This is a genomic window from Chitinophaga pendula (assembly GCF_020386615.1).
In the GTDB taxonomy this organism is placed as follows: Bacteria; Bacteroidota; Bacteroidia; order Chitinophagales; family Chitinophagaceae; genus Chitinophaga; species Chitinophaga pendula.
On sequence record NZ_CP077769.1, the window covers coordinates 5,374,984 to 5,389,496 of the forward strand.

At 43.6% G+C, this 14,513-nt stretch carries 21 protein-coding genes; 8 read left to right on the forward strand and 13 right to left on the reverse strand.

The window, feature by feature from the left end; genetic code table 11:
• Nucleotides 1-53 precede the first annotated feature (53 nt).
• The 9 genes from KTO58_RS19775 to KTO58_RS19815 form a co-directional block, all read right to left on the reverse strand.
• On the reverse strand, nucleotides 54-347 hold the full coding sequence (locus tag KTO58_RS19775; RefSeq protein WP_095837719.1) for a hypothetical protein: 294 nt from the start codon (nucleotides 345-347) through the stop codon (nucleotides 54-56).
• Between the two features lie 41 nt (nucleotides 348-388).
• Nucleotides 389-811, reverse strand: a complete 423-nt coding sequence (locus KTO58_RS19780) for a hypothetical protein (protein WP_095837718.1) — start codon at nucleotides 809-811, stop codon at nucleotides 389-391.
• Nucleotides 812-823: 12 nt separating this feature from the next.
• Nucleotides 824-2,017, reverse strand: coding sequence for a DUF2586 family protein (locus KTO58_RS19785; RefSeq protein WP_095841483.1), 1,194 nt, complete (start codon nucleotides 2,015-2,017; stop codon nucleotides 824-826).
• 20 nt (nucleotides 2,018-2,037) lie between these two features.
• Nucleotides 2,038-2,379 (reverse strand): hypothetical protein, encoded by a 342-nt coding sequence (locus KTO58_RS19790; protein ID WP_095837717.1) that lies wholly within the window; start codon nucleotides 2,377-2,379, stop codon nucleotides 2,038-2,040.
• Between the two features lies 1 nt (nucleotide 2,380).
• A complete protein-coding gene (locus KTO58_RS19795) occupies nucleotides 2,381-2,797 on the reverse strand; it encodes a hypothetical protein (RefSeq protein ID WP_095837716.1) in 417 nt (138 codons plus the stop codon).
• On the reverse strand, nucleotides 2,781-3,182 hold the full coding sequence (locus tag KTO58_RS19800; RefSeq protein WP_095837715.1) for a hypothetical protein: 402 nt from the start codon (nucleotides 3,180-3,182) through the stop codon (nucleotides 2,781-2,783). The genes KTO58_RS19795 and KTO58_RS19800 overlap by 17 nt, the downstream gene beginning before the upstream one ends.
• A complete protein-coding gene (locus KTO58_RS19805) occupies nucleotides 3,179-3,673 on the reverse strand; it encodes a CHAP domain-containing protein (RefSeq protein WP_095837714.1) in 495 nt (164 codons plus the stop codon). The genes KTO58_RS19800 and KTO58_RS19805 overlap by 4 nt, the downstream gene beginning before the upstream one ends.
• 76 nt (nucleotides 3,674-3,749) lie before the next feature.
• Nucleotides 3,750-4,766, reverse strand: coding sequence for a hypothetical protein (locus KTO58_RS19810; RefSeq protein ID WP_095837713.1), 1,017 nt, complete (start codon nucleotides 4,764-4,766; stop codon nucleotides 3,750-3,752).
• A 50-nt stretch (nucleotides 4,767-4,816) separates the two neighbouring features.
• The gene (locus tag KTO58_RS19815) at nucleotides 4,817-5,743 is read right to left on the reverse strand and encodes an HK97 family phage prohead protease (protein ID WP_095837712.1); all 927 of its coding nucleotides are present in this window, start codon (nucleotides 5,741-5,743) and stop codon (nucleotides 4,817-4,819) included.
• Nucleotides 5,744-5,916: 173 nt separating this feature from the next.
• Between KTO58_RS19815 and KTO58_RS19820 the strand changes: the two genes are divergently transcribed.
• From KTO58_RS19820 to KTO58_RS28815, 8 genes are all read left to right on the forward strand, one after another.
• A complete protein-coding gene (locus KTO58_RS19820) occupies nucleotides 5,917-6,351 on the forward strand; it encodes a hypothetical protein (RefSeq protein WP_095837711.1) in 435 nt (144 codons plus the stop codon).
• A 5-nt stretch (nucleotides 6,352-6,356) separates the two neighbouring features.
• Complete coding sequence (locus tag KTO58_RS19825; protein WP_095837710.1) at nucleotides 6,357-7,928, forward strand: hypothetical protein; 1,572 nt, start codon at nucleotides 6,357-6,359, stop codon at nucleotides 7,926-7,928.
• Nucleotides 7,929-7,933: 5 nt separating this feature from the next.
• A complete protein-coding gene (locus KTO58_RS19830; protein WP_095837709.1) occupies nucleotides 7,934-8,410 on the forward strand; it encodes a phage protein Gp36 family protein in 477 nt (158 codons plus the stop codon).
• A gap of 13 nt (nucleotides 8,411-8,423) precedes the next feature.
• The gene (locus tag KTO58_RS19835) at nucleotides 8,424-9,626 is read left to right on the forward strand and encodes a phage portal protein family protein (RefSeq protein WP_095837708.1); all 1,203 of its coding nucleotides are present in this window, start codon (nucleotides 8,424-8,426) and stop codon (nucleotides 9,624-9,626) included.
• Nucleotides 9,627-9,661: 35 nt separating this feature from the next.
• Nucleotides 9,662-10,522 (forward strand): phage head morphogenesis protein, encoded by an 861-nt coding sequence (locus KTO58_RS19840; RefSeq protein ID WP_095837707.1) that lies wholly within the window; start codon nucleotides 9,662-9,664, stop codon nucleotides 10,520-10,522.
• Nucleotides 10,519-11,082 (forward strand): phage virion morphogenesis protein, encoded by a 564-nt coding sequence (locus KTO58_RS19845; RefSeq protein ID WP_095837706.1) that lies wholly within the window; start codon nucleotides 10,519-10,521, stop codon nucleotides 11,080-11,082. The genes KTO58_RS19840 and KTO58_RS19845 overlap by 4 nt, the downstream gene beginning before the upstream one ends.
• Before the next feature lies 1 nt (nucleotide 11,083).
• Nucleotides 11,084-11,575, forward strand: coding sequence for a hypothetical protein (locus KTO58_RS19850; protein ID WP_095837705.1), 492 nt, complete (start codon nucleotides 11,084-11,086; stop codon nucleotides 11,573-11,575).
• A gap of 254 nt (nucleotides 11,576-11,829) precedes the next feature.
• On the forward strand, nucleotides 11,830-11,952 hold the full coding sequence (locus tag KTO58_RS28815; RefSeq protein ID WP_255408044.1) for a hypothetical protein: 123 nt from the start codon (nucleotides 11,830-11,832) through the stop codon (nucleotides 11,950-11,952).
• Nucleotides 11,953-12,080: 128 nt separating this feature from the next.
• Here the strand turns inward: KTO58_RS28815 and KTO58_RS19855 are convergent, their stop codons facing one another.
• The 4 genes from KTO58_RS19855 to KTO58_RS19870 form a co-directional block, all read right to left on the reverse strand.
• Entirely contained in the window at nucleotides 12,081-12,341 is a 261-nt protein-coding gene (locus KTO58_RS19855) for a hypothetical protein (protein WP_157752839.1), read from the reverse strand.
• A gap of 10 nt (nucleotides 12,342-12,351) precedes the next feature.
• Nucleotides 12,352-12,720 (reverse strand): hypothetical protein, encoded by a 369-nt coding sequence (locus tag KTO58_RS19860; RefSeq protein ID WP_157752838.1) that lies wholly within the window; start codon nucleotides 12,718-12,720, stop codon nucleotides 12,352-12,354.
• A 9-nt stretch (nucleotides 12,721-12,729) separates the two neighbouring features.
• Nucleotides 12,730-13,092, reverse strand: coding sequence for a hypothetical protein (locus KTO58_RS19865; RefSeq protein WP_095837702.1), 363 nt, complete (start codon nucleotides 13,090-13,092; stop codon nucleotides 12,730-12,732).
• 779 nt (nucleotides 13,093-13,871) lie between these two features.
• Nucleotides 13,872-14,396 (reverse strand): host-nuclease inhibitor Gam family protein, encoded by a 525-nt coding sequence (locus KTO58_RS19870; RefSeq protein WP_095837700.1) that lies wholly within the window; start codon nucleotides 14,394-14,396, stop codon nucleotides 13,872-13,874.
• Nucleotides 14,397-14,513: the final 117 nt, after the last annotated feature.

Consider the following 14,513-nt stretch of genomic DNA (forward strand, 5'->3'; position numbering starts at 1 on the left):
TATCATGGCGCTACCGATCCTGATAAAATCACCGGGATCGACTTCCGCAGCCTCTACAACTTTACCAGTTCAGCCTCCTCCATCTGGACCATCTTTTCTACATGAGCAGATGCAGACATGAGCAGTTTGTCATTTGTTTTCAACTCTTCATCCCCTGCTATCCAACACTCATTTATGATCGTTTCGGGAAACTTAAAAGGATCTGTTTTCGCGGCTACATAAGCATAGCTAAGTATCTTCCTGGTAGGCATTTTCAGAAAGCCTACTTTACCTGCTACGGTGAGTCGCCAGACTTCCTCATACTCGGCCTTCCATGCGTCAATTTGTGCTTGATCTATATTTGTCATCTTGTAAATTGTTTTGAAAACGGTTAAAAATTGTTTAAAAACTATCTCACCTGACCACTGAGTCTAAGGAATATAAATGGCAGTGATATCTCCATATACTTATCTCCCTGCTTGAATTCCTTTTTGCTTTCGGTAAAGCGCAGGCCAACGATTCTATCAGTTGTCATAGGGTCGCCCTTTACGGGGTTTCCGTAGGATAGGTTAGCGTCCAGTGTCAAAGACATAACCGATCCCTTACCCGCTTTAACAAGGGCTTCATATTCGCTTTGTAATAGTGTTAACTCTCCTTCATAGGAGATGTTGCCGGACTGGATAGAATGCGGGTAGGCTCCTTTGCCGTAGATTAATTCACGCTCTACTTTTTCAGTGTAAGTGATGCCCCGAAAGCCGGTCACGTCACGGGTGCCAAGCATCAGCGTCAGATCAGCCCATTCATACTCCCTGGAATCAAATGTTTTTTCCATGCTACATTATTTTTAAACGTTAGTAGTAGTAAATCCTAACAACACATCCACATACCGGGCATATCCAAATGGTCGTACGCGCAGTTGCACAACGATACGGGAGGTGGACACTACGTTTTGTTGTTCATCGATCACGCATATTACGCCCCGGTCGTTAGGATCAGTTACATCGGCGCTCAGTTCCCCATTAGCTGTCATCGCCGTAGCTATTGCGCGTTCGACGCGGCCCTGCCACGTTTTAACAATTATCGGTTGTAACTGTCCACTATCCGTAACAGGAATTTCTGATAACAGTTCCTCCAACAATGTATCGTATGCAATGCGATAAGCCTTGTCTATTGTACGCCTGCGTGCTAAGTACTTGTAGTCATCGGTCGGGCCTGTAGCGAGTGGGTCATCGGTAAAAAAGTAGCCCGAACGACCGGCATAAGATCGCAGGGTGATATAGCCTTTATTATGGATGCTTTCTATGTCTGCCAGTTCTACAATGGTATCTTTAATAAAGGCAGTAGTAGTAGCGATGGCTCCATCTCTTACCCGGCCAATATTTCTATGTACCGGCACTTTGGCAATACGCCCGGCAAGCAAACCCATAGCTGCGCCACCGGAGTTTTTAACCGTGTCACCGATCAAGATACCTACCGAATTATTAGCGGCTGTTGACAGGTCTTTTAAGGCAATAACACTGCCGCTGTAACCGCGACCTTCAATGATGACAAAGACGGGCGCGTATTTGGTTTCTGCCGACCATTTAGCCAACTCCTGTCCCTTGGCCATCGCGGTGTAAACATCCCCGTCCAACCCATCTACAATAACCGGCGTATAACCCTCTGCCGGTAAGTAAGAGACAATTAATCCGCGCAGATTACCGCGTGCCGCCTCCATCAGTGCCCGGGCATTTGCTTTGGTCACGTCTAACATGTCTGTCATGTTCACCGTGTTGGGCACACCATATATCCACACTTCGGTACCGTCTCCTGCTTCTGCGTAAAACTCCCGTAGCAGCTTATGCAAAGCTGGATTGTTAGCAACCGTTATACCCAGCAGTGACAGGCCATCAAAAGACCGGAGTAAATAAGGGGTGACCAGACTGAATTTATCAGGCACCGCCACCGCCGTACAGACAATACCTAACAGCCCATCAGGGCTGGGCACGGCTGCGCCTATTGCGCCATTTTCATATATTATTTTAATCCTTGGTAACATGTTTGCTTTATTGTCGGTGATCAATCTTCGATATCACTTCTGTTAATCGGCAGCACTTGATTATCCGTTAATGATGCTGCATGCATATTGGCATCGCTCAGATTAAAGAACAATTGCGCATCTGCTGTCGCGTAAATCATATCATTAGCGTGACGAGCAAATAACTCGACAAGCCTTCCGTGTAACAGCTGCATTCGTAACAATGCTTCATAATCGCTTTGCTCTTCAGCAGTTTCGGTGCTTTGCGACTCGCTACCGGAAGGCTGCACAACATTTTCTTTCGTGTCTGTTTGCTGTCCAGTAACAGGTTCGGTAGCGGTCCCAGGCAGTTGCACTACCTGCTCAGTATCTTTTTTTTGCATGTCAGAATAATTTTTTTATTAGGAAATAGGCACCGATCGCAGCTAACAACAGGCGAGAAAGTACGATCTGTGTTTGTTGCCACCACGTTAGTTTATTGGTAACAACAGGCGGCAACGTCTTGGTGACAGTAACATACTTTGTTTTGTAAGTGTCCTTTACAGACACCCGTGTACTATCATTTTTTGATTTTGCCTTTACCGTTAGCTTACCGCCCGACAATTGCAAGTCCGGAGGCAACAGGAGTTTACCGGATTGATAGTCTAAAATTTGCTTAAAGTAAGCGTTGCCCATACTATCACAGGCGATCAGTGCCGCTATCAGCGAACTATCTGCATCACGCACGATCACGGTGTCACGTAAGGTTTCTGTTTTTTCGATGGCAACATCTACACGCGCCGTATCAGCTAACGGCGGCACTATCTTCCGACTGCTTACGCACTGTGTTGTCGTTATCGATATGAACAGCAGTGCTATTCCCATTTGTATCCGCATACGATTTAATTTCGTTTAGCTTGTTATAAAGTTTTGTGTTTTGTGCCTTCAGTTGCGAAACCTCCATTTCCAGCTTGTAAACCGTTTCTTTTAGTGACAGGTTTTCTTTTCGCAGTTCAGCCGTAGCGTTAAGCAGGTCGCTAATAAGAAGTTTCATCCCGTCTGCATTGCGTTGCCAGACCTCAGATACTTTTTCCAGGTTGTCAATCTCAGACCGTTCTACCTCGGTTCTATTTTTTTTATAGGCCAGTACCCAGGCCGTAAAAGCGGCAATGACAGCGGAGATCGTAGAATATATAAATTCATTCATATGGTTGTTAGTTGTAAGAAACCTTTTATCGATGTTAGCTGCCTACTGCGACGGATCACCTTATATCCCTCCCTGCTTCCAGCAGCATTACTGTTGCCCTCAATCGTGTTAATGCACCTGGACGCGACATCAACACTTTCTACAAAGCCAGTATGACCATTGCCTCCGCCAAAGTCCATTATGAAAATGTCACCGGCTTGAACTTGTTGTAGGCCCGCGATCGTGGCGGGTAAAGTTTTTAGTTTTCGGTTTTCATTCCATTGTCGTAACACGCCGCCGGTTTTTACCAGGGGATTAGCAATAGATAAGGATTTGGCGGCTGTGTCTACACAGTAGTACACAAAAGCCATACACCACGCGTAGCCAGGACTTAAACCCACCGACTTTAGGTATATATTTACTTCTGGCCCGCTGTTGGAACCGCGCGGCACCTCTGCTACACCGATCTGTTTTACTGCTAGCGCCAAGGTGGCTATACTTAATTTTCCCATATTGTTTAAATTGAAAGAGCCGGACAATACCGGATTGTATTGTCCGGCCTTACTAGTATCACACGGTTTTTTTTACTTAGGCTTTCGCGGAGTATATGGCAGATATGGTTTTGTTTCTTAACGCCAGGGCTACAAAGCGCATCTGGAAGTTCATCACGTCTCCCTTCTGGTCCGGATCGGAGTATTTGGCAAACATCTCTACTGTTCCCATCGCGCGCATAACTTCATCCTTGTGAAATGCGAAAGAAGCTACGGTATCATTTGCGCCAGCCGCTGCGCCAAATGGTAATTTTAACCCGGTAGTAGCATCGTATTTCGGCGTAGAAGAGAAGGAGTATAATTTAAACGTGCCGATCCTTCCGCTTGAAATCATCTCTTTAAACATTCTGGAATCCTCGCTTTTTAAATCCCTTTGATGCGTTGGTGTCAGCACCAGGATACGGCCATCCTGCGGCGCGTCGACTTCATTTTGCCGCGCCTCCAGGTCAAAAATATCATCGAAACTACAGGTAGCAAATCCATTGCGAGGTTTGCCAGTAGTCTTCAACACCGGGGTGAATTTGGTATCTTTCGCCGGTGCATAGTTCCATGCTGCCAGCTGACCGGCCTTTGTTTGTAAGGCCATCCTATGCCCGTAAATAATAGAAGACATTTTGTCGTAGGAACTTTCCTTCTTTTCTATGTTGCGGTGTACAGTGCTGGTAGTATCCAGGGTGCGCAGTGGCAACTGAATAGGGGCATCTGTTCGGGAACTAGTGGAAATTGGGTAGGAACTATTATCTACCAGTACATCCGGATCAGCGCCTGCATCCGCTAAGTTAATGGTGTTGTATTCCACCAGTGAGTCCAGGTTGCGTGCTTCGTTCATAAAACTGGTATCCGGATAGAATTTTTCTAACAGGATATCTGTCCATATTTCTTTCTGCACCCCCTCAAATAATGCACCATTGGGGAGTTTAACATAACTTAGTATTGTGCCAGCCACGATCGCAACGAAGACGCCGAACACCAGGGGGAAGCCCGCCACCGCACACAGTAGTACAGCAGCTACAATATTGTAGAGAAGATTATTTACTGATAATTGCTTTTTCATCCTATTTTTTTTTGTTTCAAAACCTATTTAAACAATGTCTGAGTTCGCTATTAACGTCTTTTGTAACCTGCCTTTAAGGCGGCAAACTGTTGTGGGTCTTTTGCTTCCATCTCCTGCAAACCTTTGGGGTCTTCTTTAAGCCATTTCATATACCCCCAATCATCACGGCCGCTTGGTCCACTGGCGTTTTTCACCTCAGTGGCGGCGAGGCTTTTTTTAGTGGGATACAGCGCAATCAGTGCGACTGCTTCATCATAATCATCGACCGCCAATTTGATAAGTGCCTCCTTTTTGTCTGCTGTTAACTGTCCGCTGCCAATGGCTGGGTTAACTAAATCCTCCGCACGCTTTTTCAGAATCTGGTTTAACCGCGTTTCTGATTTGGTCAGCTTTGCGGACAACTCCATCACAGCAGCAGATATGTCTTTGCCGGTTGCAGTCCTTTCCAGGCTTAACACCACTAAGGCGTCAGCACTTAGCACTATTGTTGTTGTTTCCATTTCTATTTGGTGTTTATTTTTTATTAAAGAATTTATGTTTAGCTGTATGTTATCCTGTCCCATAATCTGCTTACCGTCCAACGTATATAACCGTAAAGTCCCGGAATTAGACGGATTGCCGGTGATACTGGTTTCCAACCACTCCCATTCGGTGATGTGTAGTACCATATCACCGCTCGGAGTTTGTCGGTATTCGCCCCCTTTGATGATTACACCCATGCTACAGCCCTTTAGATATCCGCGATCTACCTTACCCTTTACCTTTGCACCGGTGGGGTCTGCCTCGTCAAACTCTTCGTCTGCTATAATCTGCGAACCGACATATTTTAAGCCCCCCCACCTGCCTATTACTTCATCAATATCGTGGTTGTAGAACATCACCGGATTGGTTTTAAACCGGCTAAAATCACCCCCTGCATTTACCAGTATGAACCCATAACTATTCACAACATTTTCATCATTGAATACGAATGCCATATCAGTTTTTTTGTAGTGCAAACATCAGCACTAAAAACATATCAAACAAGCCGCTGTATTAGGTTACAGGAGTTATGTAAAACTGTTTAATGTTTACCTAATAGATAAGTATAGTTAGTTTTTAATCTCTGGTAACAATTACATTTTTGCATCAGCAAAAACATAGTTAGAAAATGACCAAGAAGCCTAAACACAAATTGTATGATACGGCAGAATACATGTTCATAGAAGAGATGGACAGCTGTAAAGCCATTTCTGAAACAATTGACATTCCCGAAAGAACATTATCGGTATGGCGTGGTAAAATGGAGTGGGACAAACGGCGAGAAGAAAACTTAGCCGCTCCGCACAAGATACGATCTATACTACTGAAGGAACTATCCAGCATTGCGGCAGGCAACAAGCCCAAAGTGGATACAAACGCATTGTCGCAGGTGTCCAAGGTAATTACCACAATGGACGGAACCGTCATGCTAAATGTGGTGATAAGCGTATTTAAAGAGTTCGACAACTGGATGCGCATGCAGGATCATCAAACCGCCATATCGTTCCTCGAATGGCATAAAAAATTCATCCTACACCGGGCAAAAATTGAATCAAATAAATAGTTAGCATGGAAACACTAGACATAAATGTTAAACTGATAAAGCATCTTAAAAACTATGAAGAGCATTGCATTAGGATTGAGAAATCAGCAGCCATAGACATAGACGAAACCCCTGAGCAAAAGCAGGCACGCATTGAAGACTTAGAGAGCGACTATATAAAGTGGTTTGAATACTATTTAAAAGTTTATGCAAAGAACAAATGCGCTTGGTTTCATAAGGAGTTTGCAAACGCCATTATTGACAATACGGAGATATTTCAAATGTTAGAGATATACCGGTCTGGTGCTAAATCTGTCCATGCCGTTGTTGGCGTACCGCTGTTTCTGCATTTAACTGGCAGGCTAAAAATGATGCTGCTGATTGGTGAAACACAAAGCAAAGCAAACCGTTTGCTATCCGGACTACAGGCGCAGCTTGCCCGCAATCCGCGAATCATTAATGACTATGGCCACCAAATAAAAAGCGGAGATTGGGCAGAGGGCGATTTTATGACCGCTTTTGGTGGTCGATTCATTGCAGTTGGTTACGGGCAGAACGTGCGCGGATTAAGTGAAGGAGCCGACAGGCCGGACTACATTGCAATTGATGATATTGACAACAAACGTCATGTCAACAACAATGAGTTGATGAAGGCCGGTGTAGAATGGATCATGGAGGACGTATGGGGTTGCTTTGATGAAGCAGAGAACAGCGTTAAACGTTTTGTTTATTGTAACAATAACTTTCATAAAAATTCGATTACTAACCGGCTGGAACAACAGTTTAAGACGCTTATACAACGATCTGCTGACGACGGCGTAGAGCCGGTACATAAGATATTAAAAGTAAAGGCGGTTAAAGACCTTATCACCTTTGAACCTGAATGGCCGGAAAAAACATCTTCGCAGTACTGGCGTAATAAATACCGCAATACTCCCTCCCGTTCCTTTCAGCGGGAATACATGCACATACACATACAGGACGGAACTGTATTCGCTATGGAAGATATGCAATGGAAACCTATTCTAAGATACAATGAATATGATGCTATTGAATTTTATGGTGACCTGTCGTATAAAAAGGCGGCTTGTTTCAAATCCATAGTAGCATTAGGATTGACAGGAAAGGAAATACATGTGCTGCACGTTTTCTTACGGCAATCCAAAAGGACGGTTATCGCTGAATGGTTGTATGATCTCTATGAACGTTACGAACTGCACAGATTCCCATTTATCCGCTACCGACTGGAAGGTTTTTTTTCAATGGATGATTTTATTGAGGACTTTGATAATGTTGGCAAGCAACGAAAGTATATCATACCCATCACCGCAGATAAAAGCCCTAAGGGTGATAAGTACGAACGTATAGAGGCCGATCAACCATATTTTGAAAGGCGCGACGTGTGGTTAAACGAAGCAGAACGTTACAACCCCGATCAGATTGAATTAGTTGAACAATTCCTTTCATTTGAAAAGGGCAACGAGGCCCCAATAGATGGCCCCGATGCATTTAACGGAGCATTATCAAAACTGCATAAAAGGGGCAGAAATAAGAAAGGCCAATATAGGGTTGGCCGTATTAATTCACGCAAATACTAATCCTTATGTTTCTTAATGTAGATGAACTTTCGACCGCCATATATGAGTATCAGTTAAACGCCATTACCGAATCAAAACCGGATATCTCACAACTAGGCATCAATGCGGCAATCGAAGAGATGAAATCTTATTTAAATCCAAGTAATCAGAAACGGTTTGATGACGGAAGGCCACGTTATGATGTAAAGGCGATTTTTTCTGCCACCGGCGCAGACCGCAACGCACTGATCCTGGAACTTTGCAAATCTATGGCGGTCTGGTACATATGCCGTATTGCCAATGTGGATATCATAAATGATGATATTAAGGCACGTTATGACCGCGCAATAGACTGGCTGGAAAAAGTATCCAGTACTGGCAAATACGCCGGAAAGCCCAGCATAACCCCTGATCTGCCTTTAGTAAAAGTCGATCCTAACAATCCCGAAAGCATTAAGAAAACTTTCAGGGCTGGCAGTCGTCCAAAATTTAATCACGAGTAAAGTCATCAAAAATATGAAAAGCAAAACTGTAAACAATAAGCAATTGGCGGCGACTGCTGGGGCAAAAAAACTCAAACAACGCGATCCGCAATATGCACCTACTTTGGTAAAAAAGTCGATATCCATTACCCGCCAAGATATTGCTACCTGGAAGGCTGCCGAACAGGCAGCCTATAACGTGCAGATGCCCAAGCGTACACGGTTGCACCGCCTTTTTAAAGACATCCTGAAAGATGCGCATCTGACCTCTCAGATATCAAACCGAAGATTACAAACAGTAGGCGCACCGTTTGTAATAAAAGACAGCAACGGAAAAATTGATTTGGATACCACCTTACAGGTAATGAAATCCAAATGGCAACAGGATATTGCTGGGCACATGTGGGACACTATTGCCTGTGGTAATTCACTCCTTGAATTTTCAATAGACAAAAACGGCAAGCTAAAAGTAGATTTGCTTAACCGGGAGAATGTGGTGCCTGATCAGGGCAGGTGGTATCCGGACAGCGACAACTCGAACTACATAGAGTATCGCGAAATGAAAGAATATGGCAATTGGCTGGTAGAACTAGGAAGCCCCGACGACTTAGGACTACTCAATAAGGCAGTACCACATGTGCTGATGAAACGTTTTTCAATCTCCTGTTGGTCGGAGCTCTGTGAAATTTATGGTATCCCACCCCGGGTGATGAAAACCAACACGCAAGACCCCGCCATGTTACAGCGTGCGGAACAAATGATGCAGGATATGGGCGCCGCTGCGTGGTTCATAATTGACGAAGAAGAAGAATTCGAATTTGCACAAGGAGTAACGACTACGGGGGATGTATACAACAACCTGATCCGGGTTTGTAACAATGAAATGTCCCTGTTGTTCTCTGGCGCTGTGATTGGTCAGGATACAAAACATGGCAATGAAAGCAAGGAGAACAGCAGCATAAAGATACTAGACAAACTGGTAGCTGCCGATAAAAGGATGTGCGAAACGCTATGGAATGAAACCGTTCTTCCTTCGCTTTTCCTTATTGGAGTACTACCCGAAGGGTTGCAACTCGAATACGTAGCCGAAGAGGATATAGAGAAACTCTGGAAAATGATAATTGATTTGCTGCCACACATGGATATCGATCCAGAGTGGATAAAGAATAAATTTGGCATTGAGGTAACCGGCAAGCGCGCACCAGCAAAAAAAAATGACCTGCATTTTTTTCAGTAAGCCCCGCAAACTTCACGGGGCTACATAAAAAACTGATGACCGTATACGACAAAGGTTGCAGCTGTAGCCGATGCGCACAATTAGATACAGGAGCAAAAAAGGCGGTAACGAAATTTAACGGCAAGACCTGGGAAGCAGCTGTTAAACTGGTGCTGGATAAAGGACACATGCGTCCTGAAATGCTAAAATCTAAACAAGTTAAGGCACTCATAAAAGAAACAGCGCGACTGTTAAGTGATGCAGTTGATTTCGGTATTTCAGACAATACTCCGCCTACCAGGATGATCGAAAGCCTAAAAAACGATGTCTTTGTATTTAGCGGATTTAAAACCTATGTATCGCTAAAGGAAGCCAGCAGCTTAATACTAGATGAACAGAACAAAGTCAAAACTTTTGAGCGCTTTAGAACTGATGTAGAGAAGATAAACAGCAGATACAATAAAGACTACTTGGAAAGCGAATACATTTTTGCAACCTCTTCTGCCCAGGAGGCGGCAAATTGGGCTGAATATGAAAAGGACGGTGACCGATATAATTTACAATATCGTACAGCTGGTGATAGTCTGGTGCGTCCCGCACATGCAATACTAAACCTTATCACCCTGGATATAAACGATTCGTTTTGGGATTACTATTACACGCCGCTCGGTTGGCGCTGCCGGTGCCGTGTAGTACAGGTACGCAAAGGCAAGTATGAAGTTAGCGACAGTAACAAATCATCGCAGCTAGGAGAGCAGGCTACCACTGCTTTAGATAAAAACGGCAATAACACCGCCGAAATGTTCCGGTTCAATCCGGGTAAGCAACAGGTGATATTCCCACCCAATCATCCCTACCGTGCCGAAGGTAAGGAAGCAACGAGCGTTATAGATCAAATTTCAAATGTTGAAAAGTGAATAGACAAATCTTTAAAGACATTTTAAACGACTTAAAAGTAGAACTAGCCGACGAGTTTGATAAAAACTTCGAACGAAAGGCGTTCTTTAATGAGCCTTGGCCGGGTGCCAGACATGAGACAAAAGGATCGCTGATGGTCAGAACCGGTGCTTTACGCCGCTCCATCCAGGCCCGGATCAGTGGAGATAGTATAGGCTTCCAGTCGTCTTTGCCTTACGCTTCCATTCACAATGAAGGGGGCGTAATTAAGATCACCACCCGGATGAAACGTTTTTTCTGGGCGATGTACTACAAAGCCGAGGGTGCTGTTAGCTACCGGGTTAGCGACCGCAAGCGCACTAACAGCCAGCGCAACCGCAAACTGACTGCTGAAGGGGAGTTTTGGAAAGCCCTAGCGCTGATGAAGGTAGGCGAAAAGATAAAAGTACCGCAGCGCCGGTTTATTGGCCAGCACCCACACGTAGACAGAGCGGTGGGGCATGTGCTTGATATCCACGCAAAAGAACTGGACATACGTGTCCAGGACATACTAAAAAAACTAAACCAAAAATTCAAGTAAGATGAAAGAATTACTAAAAGGCATTCAAAACCGCATTTTAAGCGAAATCCCGGCATTTAAATATGTAGATGAGGATTGGGGCCAGATCGACTATTACAGCACAAATCCGCCCGTTAATTTCCCTTTTGTGCTAATCGATATCACAGAGGTACAATGGTCGGGTGAAGGTAATGGCGCGCAGCTGGGAATCGCAACCGTCTTACTGCGTATTGGCAACATGAAATTAGGCAATACCAGCGGAGGTGCCCCGGCAAATCAAAAGGAAAAGGCTTTTGAAATATTTGATCACACTGAAAGTATTCACAAAAACCTGCATGGTTGGTCAGCGGGGGATCAGCTGGGGCCTTTAACCAGGTTAACCACCCGAAGGGTCCGCCGAGATGACAGCATCCAGGAATACCAAATTACATTCTCTGTGCAAATAAAGGACACCACCGGGCATAAAAAAGCCCAGTCCGTAAGACTGGGCACTGTCGCCATTACGCCATTATAAGCGGCAATTGTATGTTGGGAGGCTTGTTCTTTTCACGGTTGGGACTCATATATCTGTAAAACGTCGGCATCGTTATAAAAAACCGGGGGTAGATGAAATTATCAAACACATATTTTGTACTCACGCCATCCCGCTTGTGCTCGTAAAAAAGTTTGCGCACCTCCGCTATTATACGCTGTTTGTTTTTGTCTGTGTATGCCATAGTGTAATTTTTTCCGTGTGATATGGCAAAATTAATAAATCTATCAACTGATATGCAGAAAAGATTTGCGCATTCAAAGTGGAAAACAGCGGCGGCTCACCCCTTCTTTGTAGCATTAAGTCTTACCCGTCGCATGTCGCGTCCCGCTAACATATCCTGGATGCAGTATGGGTAATTTCACATACTGGTTCCATGTCTCGCATAAAAGATTCAAAACATTTAATTCATCTTCTGTCATAAACTTATTATTGTGTTTGTAAAAATGCAGTTTACTAAGCCTTCGCACTAACTGCTCTGATTGAATTAATTAGACAGGTGAGATTTTTGCAGGTCCTCAACTGCCTCTTTCAAATCTGTTTGTAGTTTGTTGATCTTATACATTTTTTCGCATTGCGTAAGCGCGTAGTCAATTTTTGTTTCATCCATATTATCAACCACCTCCACTATTTCCAATTCTGTCCAACGCCCGTATAGGCGTTTAAACAAATCTTGCTGTTCTTTACTGCAACCCTGCAACGCTTCTTTAATGAGTTTGCGCCCATGCGCGGCTAATGTCTTGTTCATGTTTTTTGGTTTAATATCTAAAATCTGTCCAGTGAATAATGTATCCTGAAAATTCATCCGTGTCTTTAAAAAACCAAGCTATGAATTCATCATATGTTAATCCATCATTGACGATTAACTGATCAATTTCATTTCTATACAAATACCTTTCGTCTACTGATATTTCGATGCACCCCCGTAAGTAGGTCATAAATATTGATTGTAACCCTGAACAGGAGCCAAGATGAAAGCATTTGTATTTTTTAGTCCGCATTCCTGTACAGAAGTGTATACGCTTTTCCGGCATCCACCTATTTTCACTTTTAACGCCTCTTATCGTATGGATTTTTTTTCCTGTCAGTATCGGCTCTACAAACTGGCTCTTAAATGAAAGATTCATAAATGCGTTTTAAATGGCTTTAAAAAATTGTAGGTACACCTTCTGAAAAATGGATACCAATTTTGGCAATTCATTATAGTTGAATTGATTCAGCTTTTTCCCTAATCCCATTTGCTGAAGGCACCACCCGTCAATACGCCGCATATCCGCCTTTCCTCCCGGTAGTTCCCATCCCATTTCATGCGCCATACTTATAATCTTACGGCGCATTACTTCAGCTTTCTTTTCTTCAGGATCGCGGCTTTTAAGGTGCCGTATCAATAACCTTGCTTCTTCCATGTATAGCATGGTGCAACTGCTGTCACGGCCTTTACAGAATCCTAACACGATAACCGCTCGCTCTTCGCTGCCTATGTTCAGCTTTTTAAACATTACATTTATGCACCTTAATTGTGCGGATGAAATTGTGGACTGTCTCATTTTGTGGAGATTGAAAATTGTATGGCGTATCCGTAAGTAAGTTGTATTTCCTGCAACCAACCCTTTTGTCTTTTGCTAAGTGATTCGTAATCGGAGAGGGTAATATTTATAGTCCTAAATTGAACAGATAACGCGCAGAACCTTTTTAACTGTCTATGTAGGTGGTATTTTCGTGCGGCACGCCGTTGTACAATGCCTTTCATAGTCTTACTACCTTTGGCTTTGTACTTTATCCCATGTCGTTTCAAAGTGCTTTTCTCTTAAATACCTATCGAAAATCATCTGTCCATGTCCTGACCGACGCAAGTACTTGTGATACTCTTTGAAACTTAATATACACTGCATCCTGTCAGGGTCAGACATCTTCGCCCAAAGCGGTTTGGCCTTATAACTATTGCGGGGGAATCCATACAGTTTGTACGCAGTTTCATACGTCAGGTCTGGTGGCACCTCCCGGAGATCACCGGTAATTCTTTTCGTGAATTCAGCAAGCATTGAGGATAGTACAGGAAGGTGGGTAACGATCCAATTGTGTTGCTCCTGGTTCATCTCCGATTCATTGCTGTACAATGTAAGCATGCCAACCTCGTTATACTTTAATTCTACTTGCCCGCTAAATCTTGGTGATGTTAAAATGTAATGCGTCATATGAAGTGTTTAAATGGTTTTTAAAAGGTTCCCAGCAGCATAGAAATATCGCCGGTTTTTAACCATCCCAATGAGTAGCTTTTTTAAACTGTGGCTACCTCTTCTTTCTTAATGTCTATGTAAAATTCTTCCTTGCTGCTAATTGTTATAAAACACTCTTTAAGACTGGCCAGTATTTCAGCATCCTTTGTCGCCAGTATAGCCGTCTTGTCTACCTCTTCTTTTGTACGTAAGAATTGTGATAAGGAATTGTTTTTCTTTAGCAACTCTACAACTGCTTCCCAGGTGAATTTTTTGGATTTGCCGACAGACGGTGGCGCAGTACGAAATCGGAGGAAAGTATGTAGCATCTCTAGCGATTTACGTTTGCCCCAGCTGGCACGCTGTTCTTTGGCATACTGCTCCAAAACCGCTGCACTGTCTGTACATTTCTCACTCAGTACTATAATGGCTTCTGCGTAATCGTCTTTGACTTTATTAATTTTCCCATTCATTTTGACTTCCAACTCTTCCAATTCATTTTTGCATGCTGCATACTCCGCACTAGCTGCCTGTGCTTGTTCGTGCGTAATGTCCTGTAACTTTTTTTTCTTTGCCTTCTTTACCATGTTTCGTTTTTTTATAGGTAATTTGAAATGATAGACTGGTGTATCTCAGATATGATCTGAGAGCATAAGCGAAATTCCCAAATGCATTTGTCTGCCTCGAATCGTATGGATTTAAAC

Coding starts and splice junctions, on each gene's coding strand:
- KTO58_RS19775 (WP_095837719.1), bottom strand. CDS start 347: ATGACAAATATAGATCAAGCACAAATTGACGCATGGAAGGCCGAGTAT.
- KTO58_RS19780 (WP_095837718.1), bottom strand. CDS start 811: ATGGAAAAAACATTTGATTCCAGGGAGTATGAATGGGCTGATCTGACG.
- KTO58_RS19785 (WP_095841483.1), bottom strand. CDS start 2,017: ATGTTACCAAGGATTAAAATAATATATGAAAATGGCGCAATAGGCGCA.
- KTO58_RS19790 (WP_095837717.1), bottom strand. CDS start 2,379: ATGCAAAAAAAAGATACTGAGCAGGTAGTGCAACTGCCTGGGACCGCT.
- KTO58_RS19800 (WP_095837715.1), bottom strand. CDS start 3,182: ATGAATGAATTTATATATTCTACGATCTCCGCTGTCATTGCCGCTTTT.
- KTO58_RS19805 (WP_095837714.1), bottom strand. CDS start 3,673: ATGGGAAAATTAAGTATAGCCACCTTGGCGCTAGCAGTAAAACAGATC.
- KTO58_RS19810 (WP_095837713.1), bottom strand. CDS start 4,766: ATGAAAAAGCAATTATCAGTAAATAATCTTCTCTACAATATTGTAGCT.
- KTO58_RS19815 (WP_095837712.1), bottom strand. CDS start 5,743: ATGGCATTCGTATTCAATGATGAAAATGTTGTGAATAGTTATGGGTTC.
- KTO58_RS19820 (WP_095837711.1), top strand. CDS start 5,917: ATGACCAAGAAGCCTAAACACAAATTGTATGATACGGCAGAATACATG.
- KTO58_RS19825 (WP_095837710.1), top strand. CDS start 6,357: ATGGAAACACTAGACATAAATGTTAAACTGATAAAGCATCTTAAAAAC.
- KTO58_RS19830 (WP_095837709.1), top strand. CDS start 7,934: ATGTTTCTTAATGTAGATGAACTTTCGACCGCCATATATGAGTATCAG.
- KTO58_RS19835 (WP_095837708.1), top strand. CDS start 8,424: ATGAAAAGCAAAACTGTAAACAATAAGCAATTGGCGGCGACTGCTGGG.
- KTO58_RS19840 (WP_095837707.1), top strand. CDS start 9,662: ATGACCGTATACGACAAAGGTTGCAGCTGTAGCCGATGCGCACAATTA.
- KTO58_RS19850 (WP_095837705.1), top strand. CDS start 11,084: ATGAAAGAATTACTAAAAGGCATTCAAAACCGCATTTTAAGCGAAATC.
- KTO58_RS28815 (WP_255408044.1), top strand. CDS start 11,830: ATGCAGAAAAGATTTGCGCATTCAAAGTGGAAAACAGCGGCGGCTCAC.
- KTO58_RS19855 (WP_157752839.1), bottom strand. CDS start 12,341: ATGAACAAGACATTAGCCGCGCATGGGCGCAAACTCATTAAAGAAGCG.
- KTO58_RS19860 (WP_157752838.1), bottom strand. CDS start 12,720: ATGAATCTTTCATTTAAGAGCCAGTTTGTAGAGCCGATACTGACAGGA.
- KTO58_RS19865 (WP_095837702.1), bottom strand. CDS start 13,092: ATGTTTAAAAAGCTGAACATAGGCAGCGAAGAGCGAGCGGTTATCGTG.
- KTO58_RS19870 (WP_095837700.1), bottom strand. CDS start 14,396: ATGGTAAAGAAGGCAAAGAAAAAAAAGTTACAGGACATTACGCACGAA.